At 71.1% G+C, this 19877-nt stretch carries 2 protein-coding genes; both read right to left on the minus strand.

Annotated features, from left to right (window positions below; all coding sequences use genetic code 11):
* Positions 1-2: 2 nt before the first annotated feature.
* Complete coding sequence (locus tag D473_RS0112085; protein ID WP_026126873.1) at positions 3-7244, minus strand: non-ribosomal peptide synthetase; 7242 nt, start codon at positions 7242-7244, stop codon at positions 3-5.
* Positions 7234-19842 (minus strand): non-ribosomal peptide synthetase, encoded by a 12609-nt coding sequence (locus D473_RS0112090; RefSeq protein ID WP_152436821.1) that lies wholly within the window; start codon positions 19840-19842, stop codon positions 7234-7236. The genes D473_RS0112085 and D473_RS0112090 overlap by 11 nt, the downstream gene beginning before the upstream one ends.
* Between the last annotated feature and the right edge of the window lie 35 nt (positions 19843-19877).

Below are 19877 nucleotides of genomic sequence, written 5' to 3' on the forward strand. Positions count from 1 at the left end.
CATTACTCCTTGTCGAAGATCTCGGAGAGAGTCGTGGCCAGGGCAGCCACATGGGGCGGGAGGAGCGCTGTCTGATGGTCACCGGGGGTACGACGGTGCCGGACCCCGCCCCGCGCCAGACCTCGCCAGTGGTCGAGGTAGTCCTCGAAGGAGCGGCCGACGATGGCCTCGTACTCGCCTTCGGCCAGCTCCTCGCACACGATGATGTCCACGGAGCCCTCGTACTCGGGGAACCGGTAGCGCAACCGGGCCTCGACGATCTCCCTCCAGGAGCGGAGCCGGTGCCTCCACGAGCCGTCGAAGTCGAGGTCCCCGGGACCGACCGGGTGCTCGCCGTCGTCGACCATGCCGCGCAACAACTCCGTGAGCTCGGCGCGCGGGTCCGTACCTTCCTCGGCCTCGACCTCACCGTGCAGGGACCGTAGGAGGTGTTCGGCCCGCCGCAGGCGCCCGGCCTGTCCTTCCAGGGGATTGAACCGGGTAGAGGGGTACTCGATCGGGTCGATGAGGACCAGCCTGCAGTGCTCGCCCTCGGCACGCAGGTGCCGGGCGATCTCCCAAGCAATACCGCTCGAACCGCACCAGCCGAGGATGTTGTACGGCCCCTCGGGACGGGCCTCGCGCAGATCGTTCAGGTAGAGCCGGGCCACCTCGGCCAGGTCGGTAGTGCCCTCGGAGTGGCTGTACAGGCCGGGCCACTCGAAGGCCCCCAGCGGCCGGCGGCCCGTGTACTCCTCCGCCAGGCTCCGGTACCAGTGAGCACTCCCGCCACCGGGGTGCAGACAGAACAGCGGGGTCTGCTCCCCCTGCTCGCCGAGCCATATGAGCGTCGAGCGCCGTTGCTCGGTCCCGCCGTCGGCGACACGGGCGAGCTCGGCCACCGTCCGATACTCCAACAGGTCGCGGGGGGTGAGCTGGAGATCATGCTCGCGTTCGAGCCACGCGGTGATGCGCAGCACGATCAGGGAGTGTCCGCCGAGCGCGAAGAAATCGTCATCGCGGCCGACCCGTTCGGTCCCCAGGACCTCGGACCAGACGTCGGCGATGAGTTGCTCGGTGCCCTCGCGAGGCGGGTCGTAGGCTCTGGCCGTGTCCATGGCCTCTTCACCGGGCACCGGCAGGGAGCGGCGGTCGATCTTACCGTTGGGCAAGCGCGGGAAGGCCTCCACCGGGACGAAGCTCGTGGGGACCATGTGGACGGGAAGGCGCTCCTCGGAATACCGCAGCAGTCCATCGGGGGCCGGCTCGCCGTCGAAGAGCACGTACGCCGCCAGCCGCCGCTGTTCGAGAGTGTCGGTGAACGGGTGTACCACCACGGAACGCACATCCTCGTGCGCGGCCAGCACCCCTTCGACCTCTCCGGGTTCGACTCGGAAACCCTGGATCTTCACCTGGTCGTCAATGCGCCCCAGGACGCGTAGCCGACCATCCCGTTCGCGTACGCCCAGGTCGCCGGTGACATACATCCGGCTGCCGGATTCGGGGGCATAGGGGTCGGGCAGGAAGGACCCGGCCGTCATGCCCGGCTCGCCCGCGTAGCCGGTGGCCAGGCTCGCGCCACCGATGACGATCTGCCCCGCCACCCCCCAGGGCACGGGCCGCAGTTCCTCGTCGAGGACGTAAGCGGTCGTATTGGGTGCGAGCACCCACGTGTCGTCACCCGTCTCGGCCCCGAAGCGGGTGCCGAAGCAGAAGACGGTGGCCTCCGAAGGGCCGTACATGTCCCATACCCGGGCCCCGCTCCGCACCATGCCGTGTGCGAGGTCGGGGTTGATGGCCTCGCCCCCCGAGACGACGTCGAAGCCCTCGGGCGGGATCCACCCGGCCTCGGTCAGCATCCGCCACGTCGTGGGCGAGGCCTGCATGAGGGTCGCGCCGGACGAGCGCAGCAGCGCGGCGGTGGAGACCGGGTCGCGGCCGGCGTCGGCGTCGGCCAGGACCAGCCGGGCCCCGCACAGCAGCGCGCAGAACACGTCCAACTGCCACACGTCGGTGGTGGTCGGCACAACGCTGACGACGGCGTCCCCGGGGCCGGTGTCCATGTCGGCGCGCATACTGCGGACTCGGTCGGCCAGGGCACCGTGGGAGACCACCACGCCTTTGGGGCGGCCGGTCGATCCGGAGGTGTGGACGATGTAGGCTGCTTCGCCCAGCAACGGGGCGTACGGGCCGGACGGGGCCTCTCCGTCCGCTCCGTGTCGGCCTACCTCCTCGGGGACCAGAACGGCACAGGCGTCTTCCGAGAGCAGTGCGGCGGTCGCGGCGTCGGCGACGACCGCCCGCGCACCGCACCCGGCCAGGATCCCCGCGACGCGCTCGACGGGGTGGTGCTCGTCCAGGGGGACGTAGGCGGCGCCCACGGCCAGGGTGCCCAGGACGGCGGCCACGAGGTCGGCGGTCCGGGGCAAACACGTCCCGACCCGGTCACCCGGACCCACTCCCAGAGCACGCAGGGCGGCAGCGTAGTCCTCGGCCCGTTCCCACAACTCACGGTAGGTCAGGCGTTCCCTGACCGCCTCCCCGGCCACTGCTTCCATGGCCACGGCGTCCGGTGTGCTCCCGGCCAGCTCGGCCACCCGCTCGTGGAGCCCCTGCTCCAGCGGGGGCACGGGCGCGGTGTCCCTCCCGAGCAGGACCGAGCGCCGTTCCTGCTCGGGGAGCAGGTCTGCGCGCACGTCGCCATCCGGGTCCCCGACCATGAGTTCCAAGGCACGCCGATACATGCGGGTCAGCATCTCGGCGCGGTCGCGGCCCACCCACCGGGACTTACCGACCAGGAGGAGGTCGCCGCCCTGAGGAACCGCGCACAGGGGGAACTCGTTGAGGCTGACGTCCGTGCTCTCTCCGGTGTCGACCAGGGTTCGGTCCAGGACGTGGAAGTCCAGGTAGTTGAAGGCCACGTCCATGAGACGCCCTCCGCCGGCGAACCGACGCTGGAGTTCGGGCATGGGGAATCGCCGGTGCGGCCATAGCTCGACCTCCTCGGTGAAGACCGCGCCAACCAGCTCCCGCCAGGTCCCGGCCCCGGCCGAGGAGACGAAGGGCACCGTGTTGAGGAACATGCCACGGATCCGGTCCCCGCCCTCGAACTCCGGGCGGCCGTTGCAGACCAGACCGGAGTGGAAGGGCCCGTTCGCCACCGTGCTCCACACGGCCACGTGCGCGGCGAGCAGGACGCTCTTGAGCGAGGCGCCCGTCCGCGCGGCCAGGTCCCTCAGGCCCGCCTCCAAGTCGCGGAAGGAGACCCGCACGATGTAGTCTTCCGGGCCCTCGGGGTCGGACCACGCCTCGGGCAAGGTCAAGCGCTCGGCACCGCCCAGGCGCTCGGACCAGAATCGGAGCGCGGCGGGGTCCTCCAGCGTCCTGCGCTCCTCGGCCACGAAGTCCGCGAAACGGACCTCGGAGGCCCCTTCCTGCAACATGGGCCGCCCGCCGTCACGCACCGCGCGGTAGACAGCCAGGAGTTCGGAGACCAGCGAGTTGTGGCTCCACCCGTCCAGGATGGCGTGGCACTCGGTCAGGGACAGGTACCACCGGTCGTCGCTGGTCCGGTGTGAGTGGATGCGGATGAGGGGGGCCGTGGCCAGGTCGAAGACGCGCGCGCGTTCCTCGTCCCGGAACGCCTCCATGGCCTTGTGCGCGGCCTGCTCGTCCAGTCCGCGCAGGTCCGCGTGGCCCGTCCCGACGCTCGCACGGGAGTGCACGAGCTGGAGCGGTTCCGAACGCGACAGGTCGAACGAGGTGCGCAGAGCCTCATGGGCCGCCACCACCGCGTCGGCGGCCGCAGCCAGTGCCTCGCCGTCGAACCCCTCGTCGTCACGGATGAGGTAACTGGTGACATTGTGGTAGTTATTGCGCCCCGGGTGTGCAAGCAGTTCGTACACCATGCCCGCCTGCGTCTGCGTCAGCGGGTAAGCGTCCACGACAGTCTCGGGCAGAGCCTGCCGGTCCTCGGCAGAGATGAGGGAAAAGGGCTCCACTCCCGCGCTCTCCCCTCCGCTGCTGCTCTCGGCCACGCCGAGGAGCTCGGCGATGCTCTGGTAGCGGAACAGGTCCTGGACCGAGTAGGAGAATCCGGCCTCGCGTATCCGGCCGACCAGGCGCACCGCGATGATGGAGTCGCCGCCCAACGAGAAGAAGTTGTCCTCCATGCCGACCTGGTCCACCCCGAGGGTCCGGGACCAGATCCGCGCCATCTCCGTCTCTTGGTCGGTGCTCGGCGGCTCGAACGCCTCGGTGCTCTGCCGCGAGTACTCCGGAGAGGGCAACGCCCGCCGGTCCAGCTTGCCGTTGACGGTCAGCGGCAACCCTTCCAAGGGCACGAAGAACGCGGGGACCATGTAGGGGGGCAGCGAGGCCGACAGGTACGAGCGCAGGCTCGGCGCGCTCACGCCCTTGCCCGCCTCGGGGACCACGTAGGCGACCAGGCGGGACGTGCCGTCCTCGCCCCGGTCAACGAGCACGGTGGCGGAGCGCACGTCCGGGTGATCGGTCAGACGGGACTCGATCTCCCCCGGTTCGATCCGGAACCCGCGGATCTTCACCTGGTCGTCGTAACGGCCCAGGAATCCGGTGTCGCCGTCGGCCAGGACGCGCGCCTTGTCCCCGGAACGGTACATGCGCGCCCCGGGCGGACCATAAGGGTCGGGGACGAACCGTTCAGCGGTCAGGGCCGGTCGGCCCAGGTAGCCGCGGGCCACCCCCGGTCCGGACACGTGGATCTCCCCGGGCACGCCCACAGGAGCGGGCCGCAGGTGTTCGTCGAGGATGTACACCGACAGGTCGCCGATCGACGACCCGACAGGACTGCGGTCGCCGCCCAGGTCCGCCGGCCCTACGGGTCGGTAGGTGGTGTGCACGGTGGTCTCGGTGATCCCGTACATGTTGACCAGTTGGGGGGAGGTACCTTCGAACAGGTCCCACCACGGTTCGATGGAGGCCAGGTCGAGCGCCTCCCCCCCGAAGACCACGAGCCGGAGCCGGAAGCGCTCGGGGGTGAGCTCGTCCCGTTCGGCCAGCTCCACCAGCGACCGGAAGGCCGTCGGTGTCTGGTTGAGAACGGTGACACCCTCGGCGGCGAGGATCTCGGCCAGGTCCCAGGGCGAGCGCGTGGTCTCGGTGGACACGACCACGAGCCGCCCGCCGTAGCAGAGCGCGCCCCAGATCTCCCACACGGAGACGTCGAAGGCGAACGAATGGGCCATCAACCACGTGTCTCCGGGGCCGAAACCGTATTCCGGTTCCGTCGCGGTCAATAGCCGGACCACGTTGGAGTGGGGCACCTGAACACCTTTGGGACGCCCGGTGGAGCCCGAGGTGTAGATGGTGTAGGCCAGATCGTCCGGGTGGGCTCCCACCCGCGGCGCTTCGCCGGGCATCCCGGCCAGCCGGTCGGCCTCCTCGGGCTCGTCCAGGACCACGGTGTGGTCGAGTGATCCGGCCACCTCGGCAATCCGGTCGCTCAGCTCCCCGTTGGTGACCACGATCCGGGACCCGGCGTCGTCGAGAAGGTAGCCGAACCGCTCGGCCGGGTGGTCGGGGTCGAGCGGGAGGTAGGCCGCGCCCGCCTTGAGGACCCCCAGCAGGGCGACCGTCAGTTCCGGTCCCCGGGGCAGGCAGATGCCCACGAGGTCCTCGCGCCCGGCCCCGAGCTCGCGGAGCCGGTGGGCGAACCGGTTGGCACGCGTGTCCAGCTCGCCATAGGTCAGGTGAACGCCCTCGTAGGTCACGGCCACGGCCTCGGGGCGCAACCGGGCCTGTTCGGCGAAGCGCTCGTGCAGGCACGGCCCAGTGGGTGCGGAGCGGACCGGCCCAGAGGTCAAGCGTCCGTCCTGCTCCTCGTCCATGAGCGGAAGTTCGCCCACCGCCGTGCCGGGGTCGGCGGCGACGGCGCCGAGCAGATGCACGTACTGGTCGGTGAACGTCCGGACAGTGGAAGGGCCGAAGAGGGAATGCGGGAAGGTCGCTTCCCCCGTGACCGTGCCGTCCGGCTGCTCCTCCAGGGTCCAGGACAGGTCGAACTTGGCCTGCTGGGCGGAGAGGGTGATGGGCTCACCGGTAACCCCACCAGCTTCGAATCGGGCGGGCTCGTTGTTCTGGAAGGTGAAGTTGACCCCGACCAGGGGATGCGTGGACAGATCCCGACCCGTGTCGAGCGCGTCCACGACACGCTCGAACGGGACCTCCTGATGCTCGTAGGCCTCCAGGGCCACCGAGCGCACACGGTCGAGGAACTCGCCGAAGGACGGCGAGCCCGACAGGTCGGCCCGGATGACAAGGAGGTTGATGAAGAGACCGATGAGATCCTGGACCCCGGAGTGGGCCCTGCCCGCGATCGGGGTTCCCACCGCCAGGTCGGTCTGGCCGGTGTGCCTGGCCAGGAGGGTGAGGAACGCCGCTAGGTAGACCATGTAAGGGGTGGCCCGATGCTCGTTGGCCAAGTCCGCCAGCGAACGGGCCAGGTCGGCCGGGATCCGGAAAAAGAGGGTCTCCCCCTCGGGACGCCACACGGCCGGTCTCGGGTGGTCGGTGAGCAGGTCGAGCGCCGGCAGGTCACGCAACCGCTCCGTCCAGTGTTCGAGGTCGTACTGGGCCCGATCGGCCCGGTCCCGCTGCCAGGCCGCGAAGTCCGCGTACTGCACCTGCGGTTCGGCCGGTTCGCGGCCCTCGCACAGCGCAGCCAGCTCACGTACGAGCAGGGAGCTGGACCACCCGTCCATCGCGATGTGGTGCACGACGATCGAGAGCACGTGCTCGTCCGGGGCCAGCCGGATCAGCCTCGCTCGCAGGACGGGGGAGGCTGACAGATCGAACGGGTGGGAGGCGTCCTCCTGCAAGAGGGCGTCAAGGGCCTGCGGGTCGTCCCCGGACAGGTCGTCGCAGGGGAGCTTGACCACGGCCGGGGGGTCGATGACTGCCACCGGCTCCCCGTCGTCCGTGGTGTAGCGGGTACGGAAGATCTCGTGCCGACGCACGAGTTCGGTCAGTGCGCGGCCGATGCCCAGACCCTCCAGGTCCCCCCGCAGGCGCAGCACGATCGGTACGAGGAAATCCGCCCCGCCCGGACGCAACCGATCCAGCACCCATAGGCGCCGCTGACCGAAAGACAGGGCGAGCGGACCGCTGCGGGAGACCCTGGGCAGCACCGTCCCGCCCCTGTCGGAGCCGGGGGGACGCCGTCGCAGGCGATCGCGCAGGAGTTGCGCCCCCGCACTGGATCCGGGCTTCCTCTGGTCAGTCACCATGTCCTCCACACGTGAGATGGGCGTCGGGGGGGTCGGCCTGGGCTTCGGCGATCCGTTCCAGCGCCGCGGCCTGGCCGCGCACGGTGTTCTCGTCGAAGAGGAGGCGCAGGGGGATGTCCAGGGCGAAGAGGCCCTTGAGGAGCGTCAGCAGGCGTGTGGCCGTCAGGGAGTGGCCGCCGAGGGCGAAGAAGTCCTCGTCCAGCCCGACGTAAGGCACGCCCAAGAGCTCCGACCAGCACTCGGCCACGGCCTCCTCCACCTCAGTCCTGAACTCATCCGCCTTCTGGGGCTCGAAGTCCTCGGGAGTCGGGTGCGGCAGGGCCGGCCGGTCCAGTTTCCGGCTGGTGGTCAGGGGTAGCGCGTCGAGCAGCATGAAGGCGCTCGGCACCATGTGGTCGGGCAGCCGCTCCGCGAGGTGCTTTCGCAGTTCGTCGACGGAGGGCATGCGGCTCTCGTGGGCGACCACGTAGCCGACGAGCCGGTGCTCGGCGGTCTCGGTGGGCCAGGCGCGCACGGCCGACTCGCGTACCTCGCCGTGCGAGTTCAGGGCGGCCTCCACCTCCCCGACCTCGACGCGAAAGCCCCGGACCTTGACCTGGCTGTCGAGCCTGCCGAGGAACTCGACCGTGCCGTCGCCCCTGATCAAGGCCCGGTCACCGGTCGCGTACAGCCGTCCGCCCCCGCCGTCGAACGGGTCGGGCACGTAGCGTTCGGCAGTCAGGCCCGGACGGCCGAGGTAGCCGCGGGTCACGCGAGTGCCGCCGATGTGGAGCTCCCCCGGAACACCGACGGGTACCAGGTTCAACGCGGGGTCGAGCACATAGGCCGTGCTTCCGGGGATCGGACGGCCGATCGGCACAGAGGTGCTCGGGTCGGCTGTCCGCGCCTCCTCTCGGTTCACGGGGTGCGCCAATGCCACGACCGTGGCCTCGGTGGGCCCGTAGACGCAGACGAAACGACCCGGGGCTCCAGAAGCGAACCAGTTCTCGGCGTCGGCGTAGGTAACCACATCAGCACCGATGTGCAGAGACCGCAACCGGACGAGGCGCTCGCTCAGGTCGCCCGCGCTCTGCATCACCTCCCGGTAGTGGGAGGGGGTGAGCAGGTGGTGCGCCGCGCCGACGGCCTCCAACCGGTCGGGCAGGCCCTCAGGAGACCAGAAAGCGGCGTCGGCCACCACGATCGCCCCCCCGCCGAAGAGCGGCAGCCCGATCTGTTCCATAGCGAGGTCGAAGGTGAGCGCGGCCAGGAGCACGCCCCGGTCTCCGGGGCTCGAGTGGTACGTGGATCGGATGGCTTCCATGTGGTGCGTGTAGGACCGGTGGGTGACCATGACCGCTTTGGGCCGACCTGTCGAACCTGAGGTGTAGATCATGTACGCGAGGCCGTCGGGGACCGTGGCGGGCAGTTCCCCGGGCGGGGCCGAGGGCCCCTCCTCGTCCACGACCAGCACAGGGGCGCCGGGGTCTACGACCCGTTCCCGATAGGAGGCGTCGGTGACCACGAGTGCCGGTGCCAGATCCTCGAACACGGCCGCGAGGCGTTCGGGGGGCTGTGCGGTTCCCAGGGGGACGTAGACACCTCCCGAGTGGAAGGCGGCCAGCACGGAGACCACTGCAGCGGACGAACGGTCGAGCAGGACGGCGATCCGATCCTCAGGGCCGACCCCGGCCGCCCTGAACCTGCCCGCCAGGTGCAGGGCCCTCTCATGCAGTTGCCGAAAGGTGAGGTCGCCGTCCTCGCTGAGGATCGCGGGCGCATCAGGGGTCCGCGCGGCGTGCTGGGCCACGGCCTCGTGCAGGGCCGAGCCCTGCTCGGGCCACCGGGTGGTGGCCTCCGAAGCCGGACCGGCCCCGTCGGAGAGCAGGGCGGAGACACGCGACAGGGCCACGAGGTCCTGCAGTTCCTCGCCGGTGAGCATCTCCAGGGCGCTGAGTCGCTTTCCGGGACGTTCCGCGGCGGATCGCGCCAAGGAGACGAAGTGTTCGGTCATCCGGCGTACGGCCTGCTCTGAGTACACACCCGTGGCGTACTCCGCCTCCAGGGAGTAACCGCCGTCCTCCTCGGCGATCATGCTGAACGTGAGGTCGAACTTGGCCGTCGTGCGCGCAGGTTCGATCGGTTCGGCGTCGAGTCCGCCGAACCTCGGCCGACCCAGCGCGGAGTCGCGGAGCTCGAAGACCACGTCGACCAAGGGTGAGCGGTCGCCCCGGCGCTCGGGCGCCAGGGCCTCCACCACCTCGTCGAACGGCACCTCCTGGCCCAGGCCGCTCAGCACCGTGTCCCGGACTCGGTCGATGAGCTGGGGCAGCGTGGGATCACCGGTGCTGTCCACCCGGGTGACCACGGTGTTGACGAAGCAGCCGGCCACCGCGTCGAGCTCGGGCAGGCCGCGGCCGGCCGAGGGGGTGCCGACCACCAGATCGGTCTCCCTGGTGTAGCGAGTCAGCATCGCGCAGAACACGCCCAGGAAAACCATGTGCGGGGTGGCGCCGCCGGTACGGCCCAGTTCCACCAACGGGCCGGCGACGTCGGCCGGCACGTGTGCGGTGACGAGGCTGCCGGCCCCGTCGCGCACGGGAACCCGGGGACCATCCGCGGTAAGGTTCAGCGCCGGGGCTCCGACCAGGCTCTCCACGGTGTTCTCCAACGCCTTGCGCGCGGCATCGCCGGCGAGGCGTTCGCGTTCCCGGACAGCGAAGTCCACGTACTGGAGCTCGGTCCCGGCCGTAGCGGCCCTGCCCGATGCCCTGGCGTCATAGAAGCTTCCGAGGTCCTCCATGAGCAGGTTCTCGGACCACCCATCGGTGGCGATGTGGTGAATCACCAGGACGAAGACGTGCTCGTCCGGAGCGAGGGCAAGCAGGTGGGCCGCGACCGGGGGGCCGATGGACAGGTCGAAGGCGGTCTTGGCCAGGCCGGTCACCGCTGCCTGGATCCCTTCGGCATCGCCGCGCAGCTCCGGCCGCCGGCCCAGCACGAGCTCCAGAGCAGCATCGGGGTGCTCCACCTGGTAGGGCACGCCCTCCTCGACCACGTACCGGGTTCGCAGGATCGCATGGCGAAGGCACAAGTCCTTCAGCGCGCCCGTCAAGGCTTCGGTGTCCAGTGTGCCGCGCACCCTGAGAGCGCAGGTGACGTTGTAGCGGGTCTCGTCCGGTTCGAGCTCGTGCAGGAGCCACAGGCGCCGTTGGGCCGACGAGAGCGGCTGAGGGGAATGGCGGACGGCCTCGTCCATGCGGGTGATCGCGCCGTCGGTCTCGGGCGAGGCCGAGCGCACGCGCCCGGCCAGCCCCTCAGCTGTCCTGGCCTCGAACACGGCACGCACCGGCAGGTCGATACCCGTCTCGGTACGGATCCGGTTCACCGCCCGGATCGCCAGCAGCGAGTGGCCTCCCAACTCGAAGAAGTCGTCGTCGGGGCCCACGCCGCCAACGCCCAGGACCTCCGACAGCACCCGGGCGACCAGGACGGACGTCGGGTCGTCGGCCGAGGTGAAGGTGTACCCGCTCGGGGCCGTGTCCGGGGCCGGGAGCGCAGCCCGGTCGATCTTGCCGCTGGTGGTCAGGGGGAGCCTGGCCAGGAAGACGAAGATCGAGGGCACGTGGGAGTCGGGCAGCTCCGCCGCGAGGAAGCTGCGCAGATCGTTCGCCTCGGTGGTGGCGTCCTTGGGCACGACATGGGCGACCAGCCGGTCGAGCCCGTCGGGGCCCGGAGAAGCCACCACTGCTGCGGCGCACGCACCGGGGTAGCGGGTCAGAACCGCCTCCACCCCGGCGGGTTCGACGCGGACCCCGCGGATCTTGACCTGGCCGTCCTTGCGGCCGAGGAACTCCAAGGTCCCGTCGGTGCGGCACCGGGCCAGGTCGCCCGTACGGTAGGCGCGCGAACCGGGCGGGCCGTAGGGGTCGGGGACGAAACTCGCGGCGGTCAGGGCCGGCTCACCCACGTAGCCGCGGGCGAGCCCCTCCCCCGCGATGTGGAGTTCTCCCGGCACGCCGACCGGGGCCAGGCCACCGGCGACGTCCCGGACCACCGCGCGCGTGTTGGGCAGCGGCAAGCCGATCGGAGCCACACCGTCGGCTGGGGTCTGCCGGGTGTGCGGCCAGTAGGTGACGTCGATGGAGCTCTCGGTGGGCCCGTAGGTGTTGATCACCTCCGCACCTGTGCGGCAAGTCAGCCGGGAGACGAGCGCTCCGGTCAGCGGCTCACCCGCGGAAAAGATCAGCCGCAGGTCCGTGCAGTCCTCCAGGCCCGGGGTGTCCGCCACCGTGAGCAGGAAGGAGGGCACGCCCTGGAGCACCGTGACCCCGTACGCGGCTATGGTCGCCACAAGCGCGGCGGGGTCCCGTTCGGCCCCGTTCGGCGGCACCACGACCGTCCCCCCGCTGACCAAGGGGGCGAGCCATTCCCAGACGGAAGCGTCGAAGGTGGCCACCGTCTTGTGGACGAGCCGGTCGCCGGGGCCCAGGCCAAAGCGTTCCACCGCCCACAGGACCCGGTTGGCGATGCCCCGGTGCGGTACGGCGACCCCCTTGGGACGACCCGTGGAGCCCGAGGTGTACATGACGTAGGCCAGAGCGTCGGGGGAGGAGACCACCTGCGGGGCGCCCTCGGGCAGGAGCTCGATACGCCGGTGCTCATGCACGAGGTCGAGGACCGCGACACCCTCGCACGTCTCGCGGCGGGCGCCGGACCACTCCCCGGAATCGGTGATCAGCAGCCGGCACCCGGCATCGGCCAGGAGCCAATCCCGGCGGGCCTTCGGGTGCTCCGGGTCCAGCGGGAGCAGGGCGGCTCCGGCCCGCATGACACCGAGCGAGACCGCCACCCGTTCGCTCCCGGGGGGCAGGCACACTCCGACCGGGACGTCGGTGTCGGCGCCTTCCTCCCGCAGCAGGCGGGCGATCTTGTCGGCCCGCCGATCCAACGCGCGGTAGGTGAGCGTGGTGCCGTCGGCGACGACCGCTGCCGCGTCGGGGGAGCGGGCCGCCCACTCGGTGACCAGGTCGGGCAGGAAGGTACGGGCGCGCGGCCGGTGCTCGCCGCGTGTGTGGTCGTCCAGGGTGGCCCGCTCGCTCCCGCTCAGCAGCGACAGGTGGCCGATCCGGGTGCGCGGGTCGTGCGCGGCCGAGCCGAGCAAGCACAGGAAGTGTTCGGCGAGACGCTCCACAGTGGCCGTGTCGAAGAGGGCGCGGGCGTACTCGATCTGCCCGTCCAGCCCCCCGTCGGGACGGCGGGTCAGTTCGAGTGTGAGGTCGAACTTGGAGGTGCGCCAGGGTACAGGTTCGGGTTCGACCTGGAGGTCGTCGAGATGGAAACGCTCCTCGTTCTCCTCCCGGTAGGCGAACATGAGTTGGAAGAGGGGATTGCGGGACAGGTCACGGCGGGGGGCGAGATCGCGCACCAACTGTTCGAACGGCAGGTCCCCGTACTGCTGGGCCTCCACAGCCACGTCCCGGACCCGCGCCACCAGGTCGGTGAAGACCGGAGTGTCCTCCACGTCCACGCGCAGCACGAGCGTATTGGCGAACAGGCCGATGAGCTCCTCGGTCCGGGGGTGCTCGCGGCCGGAGAAAGGCACACCCACCGAAAGGTCGTCGCGGCCGCTGTAGCGATTCAGCAGAGCCAGGAAACCCGCGAGGAAGACCATGAAGGGCGTTGCGCTCCGTGATCGCCCTAGCATGGTCAGTTCCCGGTCCAGGTCGGCGGGGATCTCGAAGGACACCGTCGCGCCCTCGAAATCCGGCTGCGAGGAGCGCGGTCGGTCGGTCGGCAGTTCCGTCGGCTCCAGTCCAGCCAGCCGGTCGCGCCAGTGCTCCAGGCGCCCTTCCAGAACCTCCCCGGACAAGTGGCCGTGCTCGGCGGCGGCGATGTCGGCGTACTGCACGCCGAGCGGCTCGAGGGTGCGCCCCGCGTACAAGGCGGCCAGGTCGTCGGCCAGAACACCGGTGGACCAACCGTCGGTGGCGATGTGGTGGATCGTCAGGACCAGGACGTGCTCGTCACCTTCGCGCGCCAGGCGCACGCGCCAGACCGGGCCCGCCTCCAGGTCGATGGGGGTGCGCGTCTCTTCGGCCAGGACCTCGGCGGGGTCGCGGTTCTCGGGGGTCAGACGGACCGGCCGTACGGGGTCGACGACCTGGTGAGGGCTCCCGTCCACGTCCGCGACATAGCGCGTGCGCAGGATCTCGTGTCGAGCAGCGACCTCTTCCAGGGCTCTCCCGAGCGCCTCGGCGTCCAGGGGGCCCCTCAGGCGCAGGGCATTCACGACCAGATACTCGACGCCTCCGGGAGCGAGCTGGTCCAGGAACCACAGCGCTTCCTGGGCTCGCGACAGCAGCAACGGCCCGGATCGGTCGGTCTCGGCGACCAGCCGCTCCCTGGTGTCCGGAGCAGGCGCCGCGAACTCGGGTGCGCCAACGGTGTCGGAGGGCTCTTCGGAGATGTCGTCCCCGTCACCCGGGCCGCCGAACAGTTCCGCCACGCGTTCACGGACCCGCCGCGCGAGCAGATCGGCGAGCTCGGCGACGGTCTGGGCGGTGAAGATGTCCCGGACCGACACCGGTGAAGGCATCCGTTCACGCAGGTGCGCGGCCACCCGGGTGGCCAGCAGGGACTGGCCCCCGAGGTCGAAGAAGCGGTCATGGCGGCCGATCCGTTCGGCCCCCAGAACTTGGGACCAGACCTCTGCGATGAGCCGTTCCGCCGGGGTGGCGGGTGCCTCCCACTTCTCAGGAACCGCCGTGTCGGAGCTCAGCTCCGGCAGCGACCTGCGGTCTACCTTGCCGTTGCCCAGCAGGGGCAACGCGTCCAGGGTCCCCCACGACGTGGGGACCAGGTGCGGCGGGAGCGTGCGGGCGATGTCGGCCCTGATCTCGGTCAGGGAGACCCGCGGGGTCTCGGGCACGACGTGCGCGACCAAGCACGGGGTGGCGGAGTCGATTCGGTCCACGGCCACGACAGCCGTCCGCACCCCGGGGTGAGCCCTCAGCGCGGCTTCGGTCTCGGCGGGTTCGGCCCGGTAGCCGCGGATCTTGACTTGGTGGTCACGGCGTCCGACGAAGACGAGGGAGCCGTCCGTGCGTCGGCGGGCCAGGTCACCGGTGCGGTAGAGCCGGCTGCCCGGCGCCCCGTAGGGGTCGGGGACGAATCGCTCAGCGGTTAGCGCCGGGTCTCCGAGGTAGCCCCGGCCGACGCCGTGCCCGCCGACACAGATCTCCCCGACGGCCCCAACGGGTACACGGTTCAGGGCGTCGTCCAAGAGCCGGACGGCCGTCCCCGGCAGGGGCCGCCCGATCGGTACCGGACCCGGTGCGGCCTCTCCCGCGCGTACCTCGTGGACGCAGCAGGCCACCGCTGTCTCACTCGGGCCGTAGCTGTTGACCACGCGGACCTCGGGCGCGCGATCGGACCACACGGCCACGTGCTCGCCCCGAAGCTCCTCACCGCCCACGATCAGACAAGCTGTGGAGGAGGCGAGGGTGTCGGGAGCGACGGTGTCGCTCAGCAGGTTCAGGTGGGTGGGAGTGAGCTTGATGAAGTCCAGCGGGTGGCCACTCCCCTGCTCCAATTCCCGCACCAGGGGGTCGGCCCCGGCGTCGCGAGGATCGGCCAACCGGACCGGCGTCCCCGCGGCCAGGGGCGGCCAGAGCGAGGTCAGGGCGAGGTCGAAGGCCAAAGAGGTGTGCAGCAGACTGCCCCGCTCGTCGACGATCGTGCCGACCGACCACCGGACGTAGTTGGCCAGGCCTCCGTGGGTGACCATGGCGGCCTTGGGCCGACCCGTGGAACCAGAGGTGTAGACGGCATAGGCCAAGTCATCCGGGCCCAGGGCGACCTCGGGCGGGACGGCGGGCAGTTCCAGACACCGCCGCCGCTCCCCGGGGTCGTCGGGGTCCAGCAGGTGCACTCCCGGGGGGAGCTCGTCTCCGGTCCCGGCCGTGGCGACGGCCACACGCGCACCCGAGTCCTCCAAAGCCGGCGTGAGCCGCCCGGGGTGGTCGGGGTCCAGGGGCACGTAGGCCGCACCCGCCTTCAAGATCGCAAGCATCGCCGTGACCAGGCCCGTGCTCCGCAGAAGGTGTACCACGACCAGATCGCCGCGGCGCACGCCCAGCTCGCGCAGCCTGTGCGCGAGCCGGTTCGCTCCGCGCTCCAGGTCGGAGAAGTCCGTGACGGCGCCGTCCTCCACGACCGCCGGGATCCCGGGGACAACAGCGTGTGCGGCCACCGCCTCGTGGACCGGCACGGCGTCCCTCTCGGCCTCAGACCCGGCGTCCCAAAGCCCCGTGGGCTCCGTGGAACCGGCAGCGGCCAGGGAACCGACCGGTGTGTGCGGTGCCCCGGCCGCGGTGCGCAGGAGGCGCACGTAGTCGGAGGTCAGCCGCTCCAGGGTGGTGTGGTCGTAGAGGTCCTCGGCGTAGACGATCTCGCCGTCGAAACCGCCGTCGGCTCGTGCGGTCAGGTGCACACTCAGGTCGAACTTGGCGGCGCCGCTCTGATCGGGGACCAGAACGCCCTCGGGCCGCCGGTCGTGGACCGTCAGCATGATCCCGAAGAGCGGGTTGCGCGAGATGTCCCGTTCCGGTGCGGCCTCATGGACGACGGCGTCGAAGGGGACATCGGACTTCGATCGCGCGGCCACGGCCGTGTCGTGGACCTCGCGGAGCAGGCCGGCGAAGGGCATGAGTGGTCCGATGCGGACCCTGAGTGCGACGGTCTCCACCAACAGCCCGACCACGCGCCGGTACTCCTCGCGGTCACGCTCGGAGACGGGAACCCCGACGGTGAGGTCCTCCTGGCTGGAGGCCTCGTACAACGCGGCCAGTAGTCCGGCCGCAAACACGTCGAAGGGGGTAGCACCCTGCTTCTCTCGCACCGTGTCGAGACGGTCCACCAACACAGCGGGCACGTCGAAGTGCACCAGACCGGCGGGGCCGCCCACCCGGGGCCCGCGCGGGCGGTCGGTCGGGAGCTCGGCGGGCACGGCCCGGGCGAGCTGTTCGCGCCAGTACGCCCTGCTGTCCTCACTGCGCGGGCCCGCGGCGCGTGCGTCCTGCGCGGAACAGAAGTCGAGGTGTCCCGGGGGTGTGCCGTCGAGCTCGCGACCCTCGTAGGCCGCGGTCAGCTCCTCCGCGAGCACGGCCGTGGACCCGTCGTCGGTGATCCCATGGTGCAGAACGAACAGGACCGCGTGGTCACCCTCGGCGGTGGTCACCAGCCGAATCCGGGACAACGGCCCCCCGTCGAGGTCGAAGGGTTCGGCGTACTCACTCTCCAGGACCTTCTCCAAGAGGCCGGAGGGGCCGCCCAGGCGCACGGGTTCGTGCGGCACCACGGTCTGGGCCGGTTCACCCCCCTCGCCCTCGACGTAGCGGGTCCGCAGGGCCTCGTGACGTACGGATACCAGGTTCACCGCGGCGTCGAGACGGCCGGGGTCCAGCGGCCCGGGCAGGCGGACCGCAAAAGCTTCGTGATAACTCGAGCCTTCGGGGTCGAGCTGGTGCAGGAACCACAGCCGCCGTTGGGCCGGGGACAGCGCGACGGGGGCCGAACGGTCGACCACCGGGACCGGGACGGTCGTGCCCGTCGCGGCGGCCAGGTGGGCGGCCAGACCGGCCACGGTCGGGGTCTCGAAGAACAGGGCCAGCGGGAGTTCGGCGTCGAACTCCTCGCGCAGGCGGCCGACCGCCTGCGTGGCCAGGAGGGAGTGCCCACCGAGGGCGAAGAAGTCGTCGTGGGCACCGATGTCCGGGCGCTCCAGGAGCTCGGCCAGCACGGCGGCGACCGTCCGCTCCTCCGGTGTCCCCGGTTGCCGTGCGGGCGCGGTGGCCACATTCGGCTCTTCCGTCAGTGCCGAACGGTCGATCTTGCCGTTGTGCGTGGTGGGGAAGGACTCCACAGCGGTGTAGCGGGACGGGACCATGGGCGCCGGGAGCAAGCGGGCGCAGTGGGCCCTGAGCTCGTCCTCGTCCGGCACCCGCCCGGGGGCCGAAGGGCGCACGAACGCCACGATGCGTAGGTCCCCTCCCCTGCTCGCAAGCGCGCGCACGACCGCTTGGGCCACACCCTCGTGCGCAGCGAGGGCGTACTCGATCTCGCCCGGTTCGATCCGATGGCCGCGGATCTTGAGCTGGTCGTCGGCCCGGCCCAGGATCTCAACGGCCCCGGCGGGGCTGCGGCGGGCGATGTCGCCGGTGCGGTAGAGGCGCCCCCCCGGCACCGGTCCGTAGGGATCGGGCACGAACCGTTCGGAGGTCAGCGCCGCCCGCCCCAGGTAGCCGTGGGCCAGGCCAGCGCCGCCGATGTAGAGCTCACCGGCCGAGTCCGGGGGGACCGGTTCCATCGCCTCGTCCAGGACGTACAGCGTGGTGTGTGCGACTGGGGCGAAGTCGCGCACACGGCCGTTCTCGACGACGGCTGTGGACGACCAGATCGTGGTCTCGGTCGGACCGTACAGGTCCCACAGGCACACCCCTTGCTCGCCCATGCCTCGGGCGAGTCCGGCGGGCATCTTCTCCCCCCCGCACAGCGCGGTGAATCCCTCGGGGGCCCGCCAGCCCGAGTCCAGCAGGAGGCGCCACGTCGTCGGCGTCGCCTGCATGGTCCGGACCCCGTGCCGAGTGAGCAGGGCCGCGAGCCGTTCGGGATCGCGGGCTTCCTCTCGCTCCGCCATCAGGACGCAGCCGCCGGTGATCAGCGGCAGGAAGAGCTCCAGCGCAGCGATGTCGAAGGAGACCGTGGTCACGGCCGGCAGGAGGGCGCCCGGGTCCAGTCCGGGGCGCTCACTCATGGACCACAGGAAGGCGGTCAACGACCGGTGGCCGACGACCACCCCCTTGGGCCGACCGGTCGAGCCCGAGGTGTGGATGACGTAGGCCGGGGCGTCCGGGTCCGGCGCCGGGGCGACCTCCTCCGGAAGCTCCCTCCCCTGCTCCAAGCACAGGTCCTCCACGTACACGGCTTCCGCTGCCGCGACGTGCTCGCGCAGCGCGGAGGTGGTGACCACGACCCGTACCGAGGCGTCCTCCAGGATGAGTCCGAGGCGCTCGGCCGGGTGGTCGGGGTCCAGCGGCACGTAGGCCGCGCCCGCCAGATGAGTGCCCAGGAGCGTGGCTACCAGGTCGGCCCCGGGCAGTAGGGCCACGCCGACCCGGTCCCCGGTGCCGACACCGTTCTCCCACAGGCCGGCGGCGATCTGGCGAGCGCGCGCAAGAAGCCCGGCGTAGGTGAGCCGAGAGTTCCCGTGGCGTACGGCCGCCGCATCGGGGGTGCGGGCCGCCTGGACGGCGACCAGCTCGACCAGCGTCGAGTCCGGGATCTGCTCCCGGGGCCCGCGGGGCGGTGCGAGGACCTCCTGCCGTTCCCTCTCAGGCAGGACCGACATGTGCCCGATGGGGGTGACGGGGTTGCGAACCGCATGAGCGAGCAGCGTCGTCACCCGCTCGGCCAGGCGTTCGGCGAGGGCGTCGCCGACGAAGGAGGCATACTCCAGTTCCGCGCGCACCCCGCCGTCGGGGGCGCGCAGCAGTCGGACCACCGCGTCGTAGCGCAGGGCCCGGTCGGCGACGTGGAGGGCCGCGGCCTCCAGCCCGGCGAAGTCGGCGGTCGACTCGTCGGCCACCTCGACCAGGACGTCGAACAGGGGCCCGCGAGAGAGATCCGTCGTCCCCGAGGCCTGCGCCGCGAGCTGCTCGGCGTCGGCGCCGCGGGCTTGCTCTGCTTCCTCCTCCACTCGCCCGAGAGCCTCGCGGAACGTGAGCCTCCTGGGCAGATCGAGCACGAGCGGAACCGTGATCCCGTCGGTTCTGAGACCGAGGACCCCGTCCCAGCGCCCACTGTGCCGAGAGAGCACGGTGTGGACCACCCCGGCCAGGGCGGGAGCCAGGCGGTCTCCAGGAAAAGCGGACGCGAACCCGTCCGGAACCGCGATCGGCAGGGCACTGCCCTCAGGCCGCCAGGCCGGAGGACGTCTGCTCTGGAGGGGCATCTCCAGGGCAGGCGTTCGCGCGAGGCGCTCGTGCCACTCCGAGGAGGGGGCGGACGGGGCCCGTCCATCGGCCTCGGAGACGCGATCGCCCCCCGGATCGGGGGCCTGCCTGCCGGAGTACAGCGCGGCGATCAGCGACAGGATCCGCGACACTGCGGCTTCGTCCCCGGCGCTCTGGTGGACTGCCACGACCAGGACGTGGTCCCCGTCGTCGAGGGTGGTCAAGGCGGCGGCGAGAGCACAGGTACGCAAAGGCGGTGTGAGCGCCTCGACCAGGGCCGCGACGCATCCCTCAGGCCCCGTGCCGGCGGCCGTCGGTACATGCACAAGACCGGAGGACCCGGCATGCTCGGCCCGCACCGGACGGCCGCCCTCGTCGACGTAGCGGACCCCCGCTCCCAGCCTTCCCAGGACGGCCCCGTCCAGGGCCGCCGCCAGCGCCCGGGAGTCGAGCGCTCCGCGCAATCGCAGCGCCCGATAAGAGGCGTACGGCCGGGCGTCGGGAGCGAGGCGTTCGAGGAACCACAGGCGTCGGTGGAGCGCGGAGGGTTCTGCGTCCCTTTCCGGGGACCCGGTCATTGCGGGCGTCGATCCAGACACTGTCATGTCCACCTCGGCTCGGTCACGATCGTCGTCGGTTC

Origin of the sequence: Nocardiopsis xinjiangensis YIM 90004, assembly GCF_000341145.1 — a bacterium.
Lineage (GTDB): Bacteria > Actinomycetota > Actinomycetes > Streptosporangiales > Streptosporangiaceae > Nocardiopsis > Nocardiopsis xinjiangensis.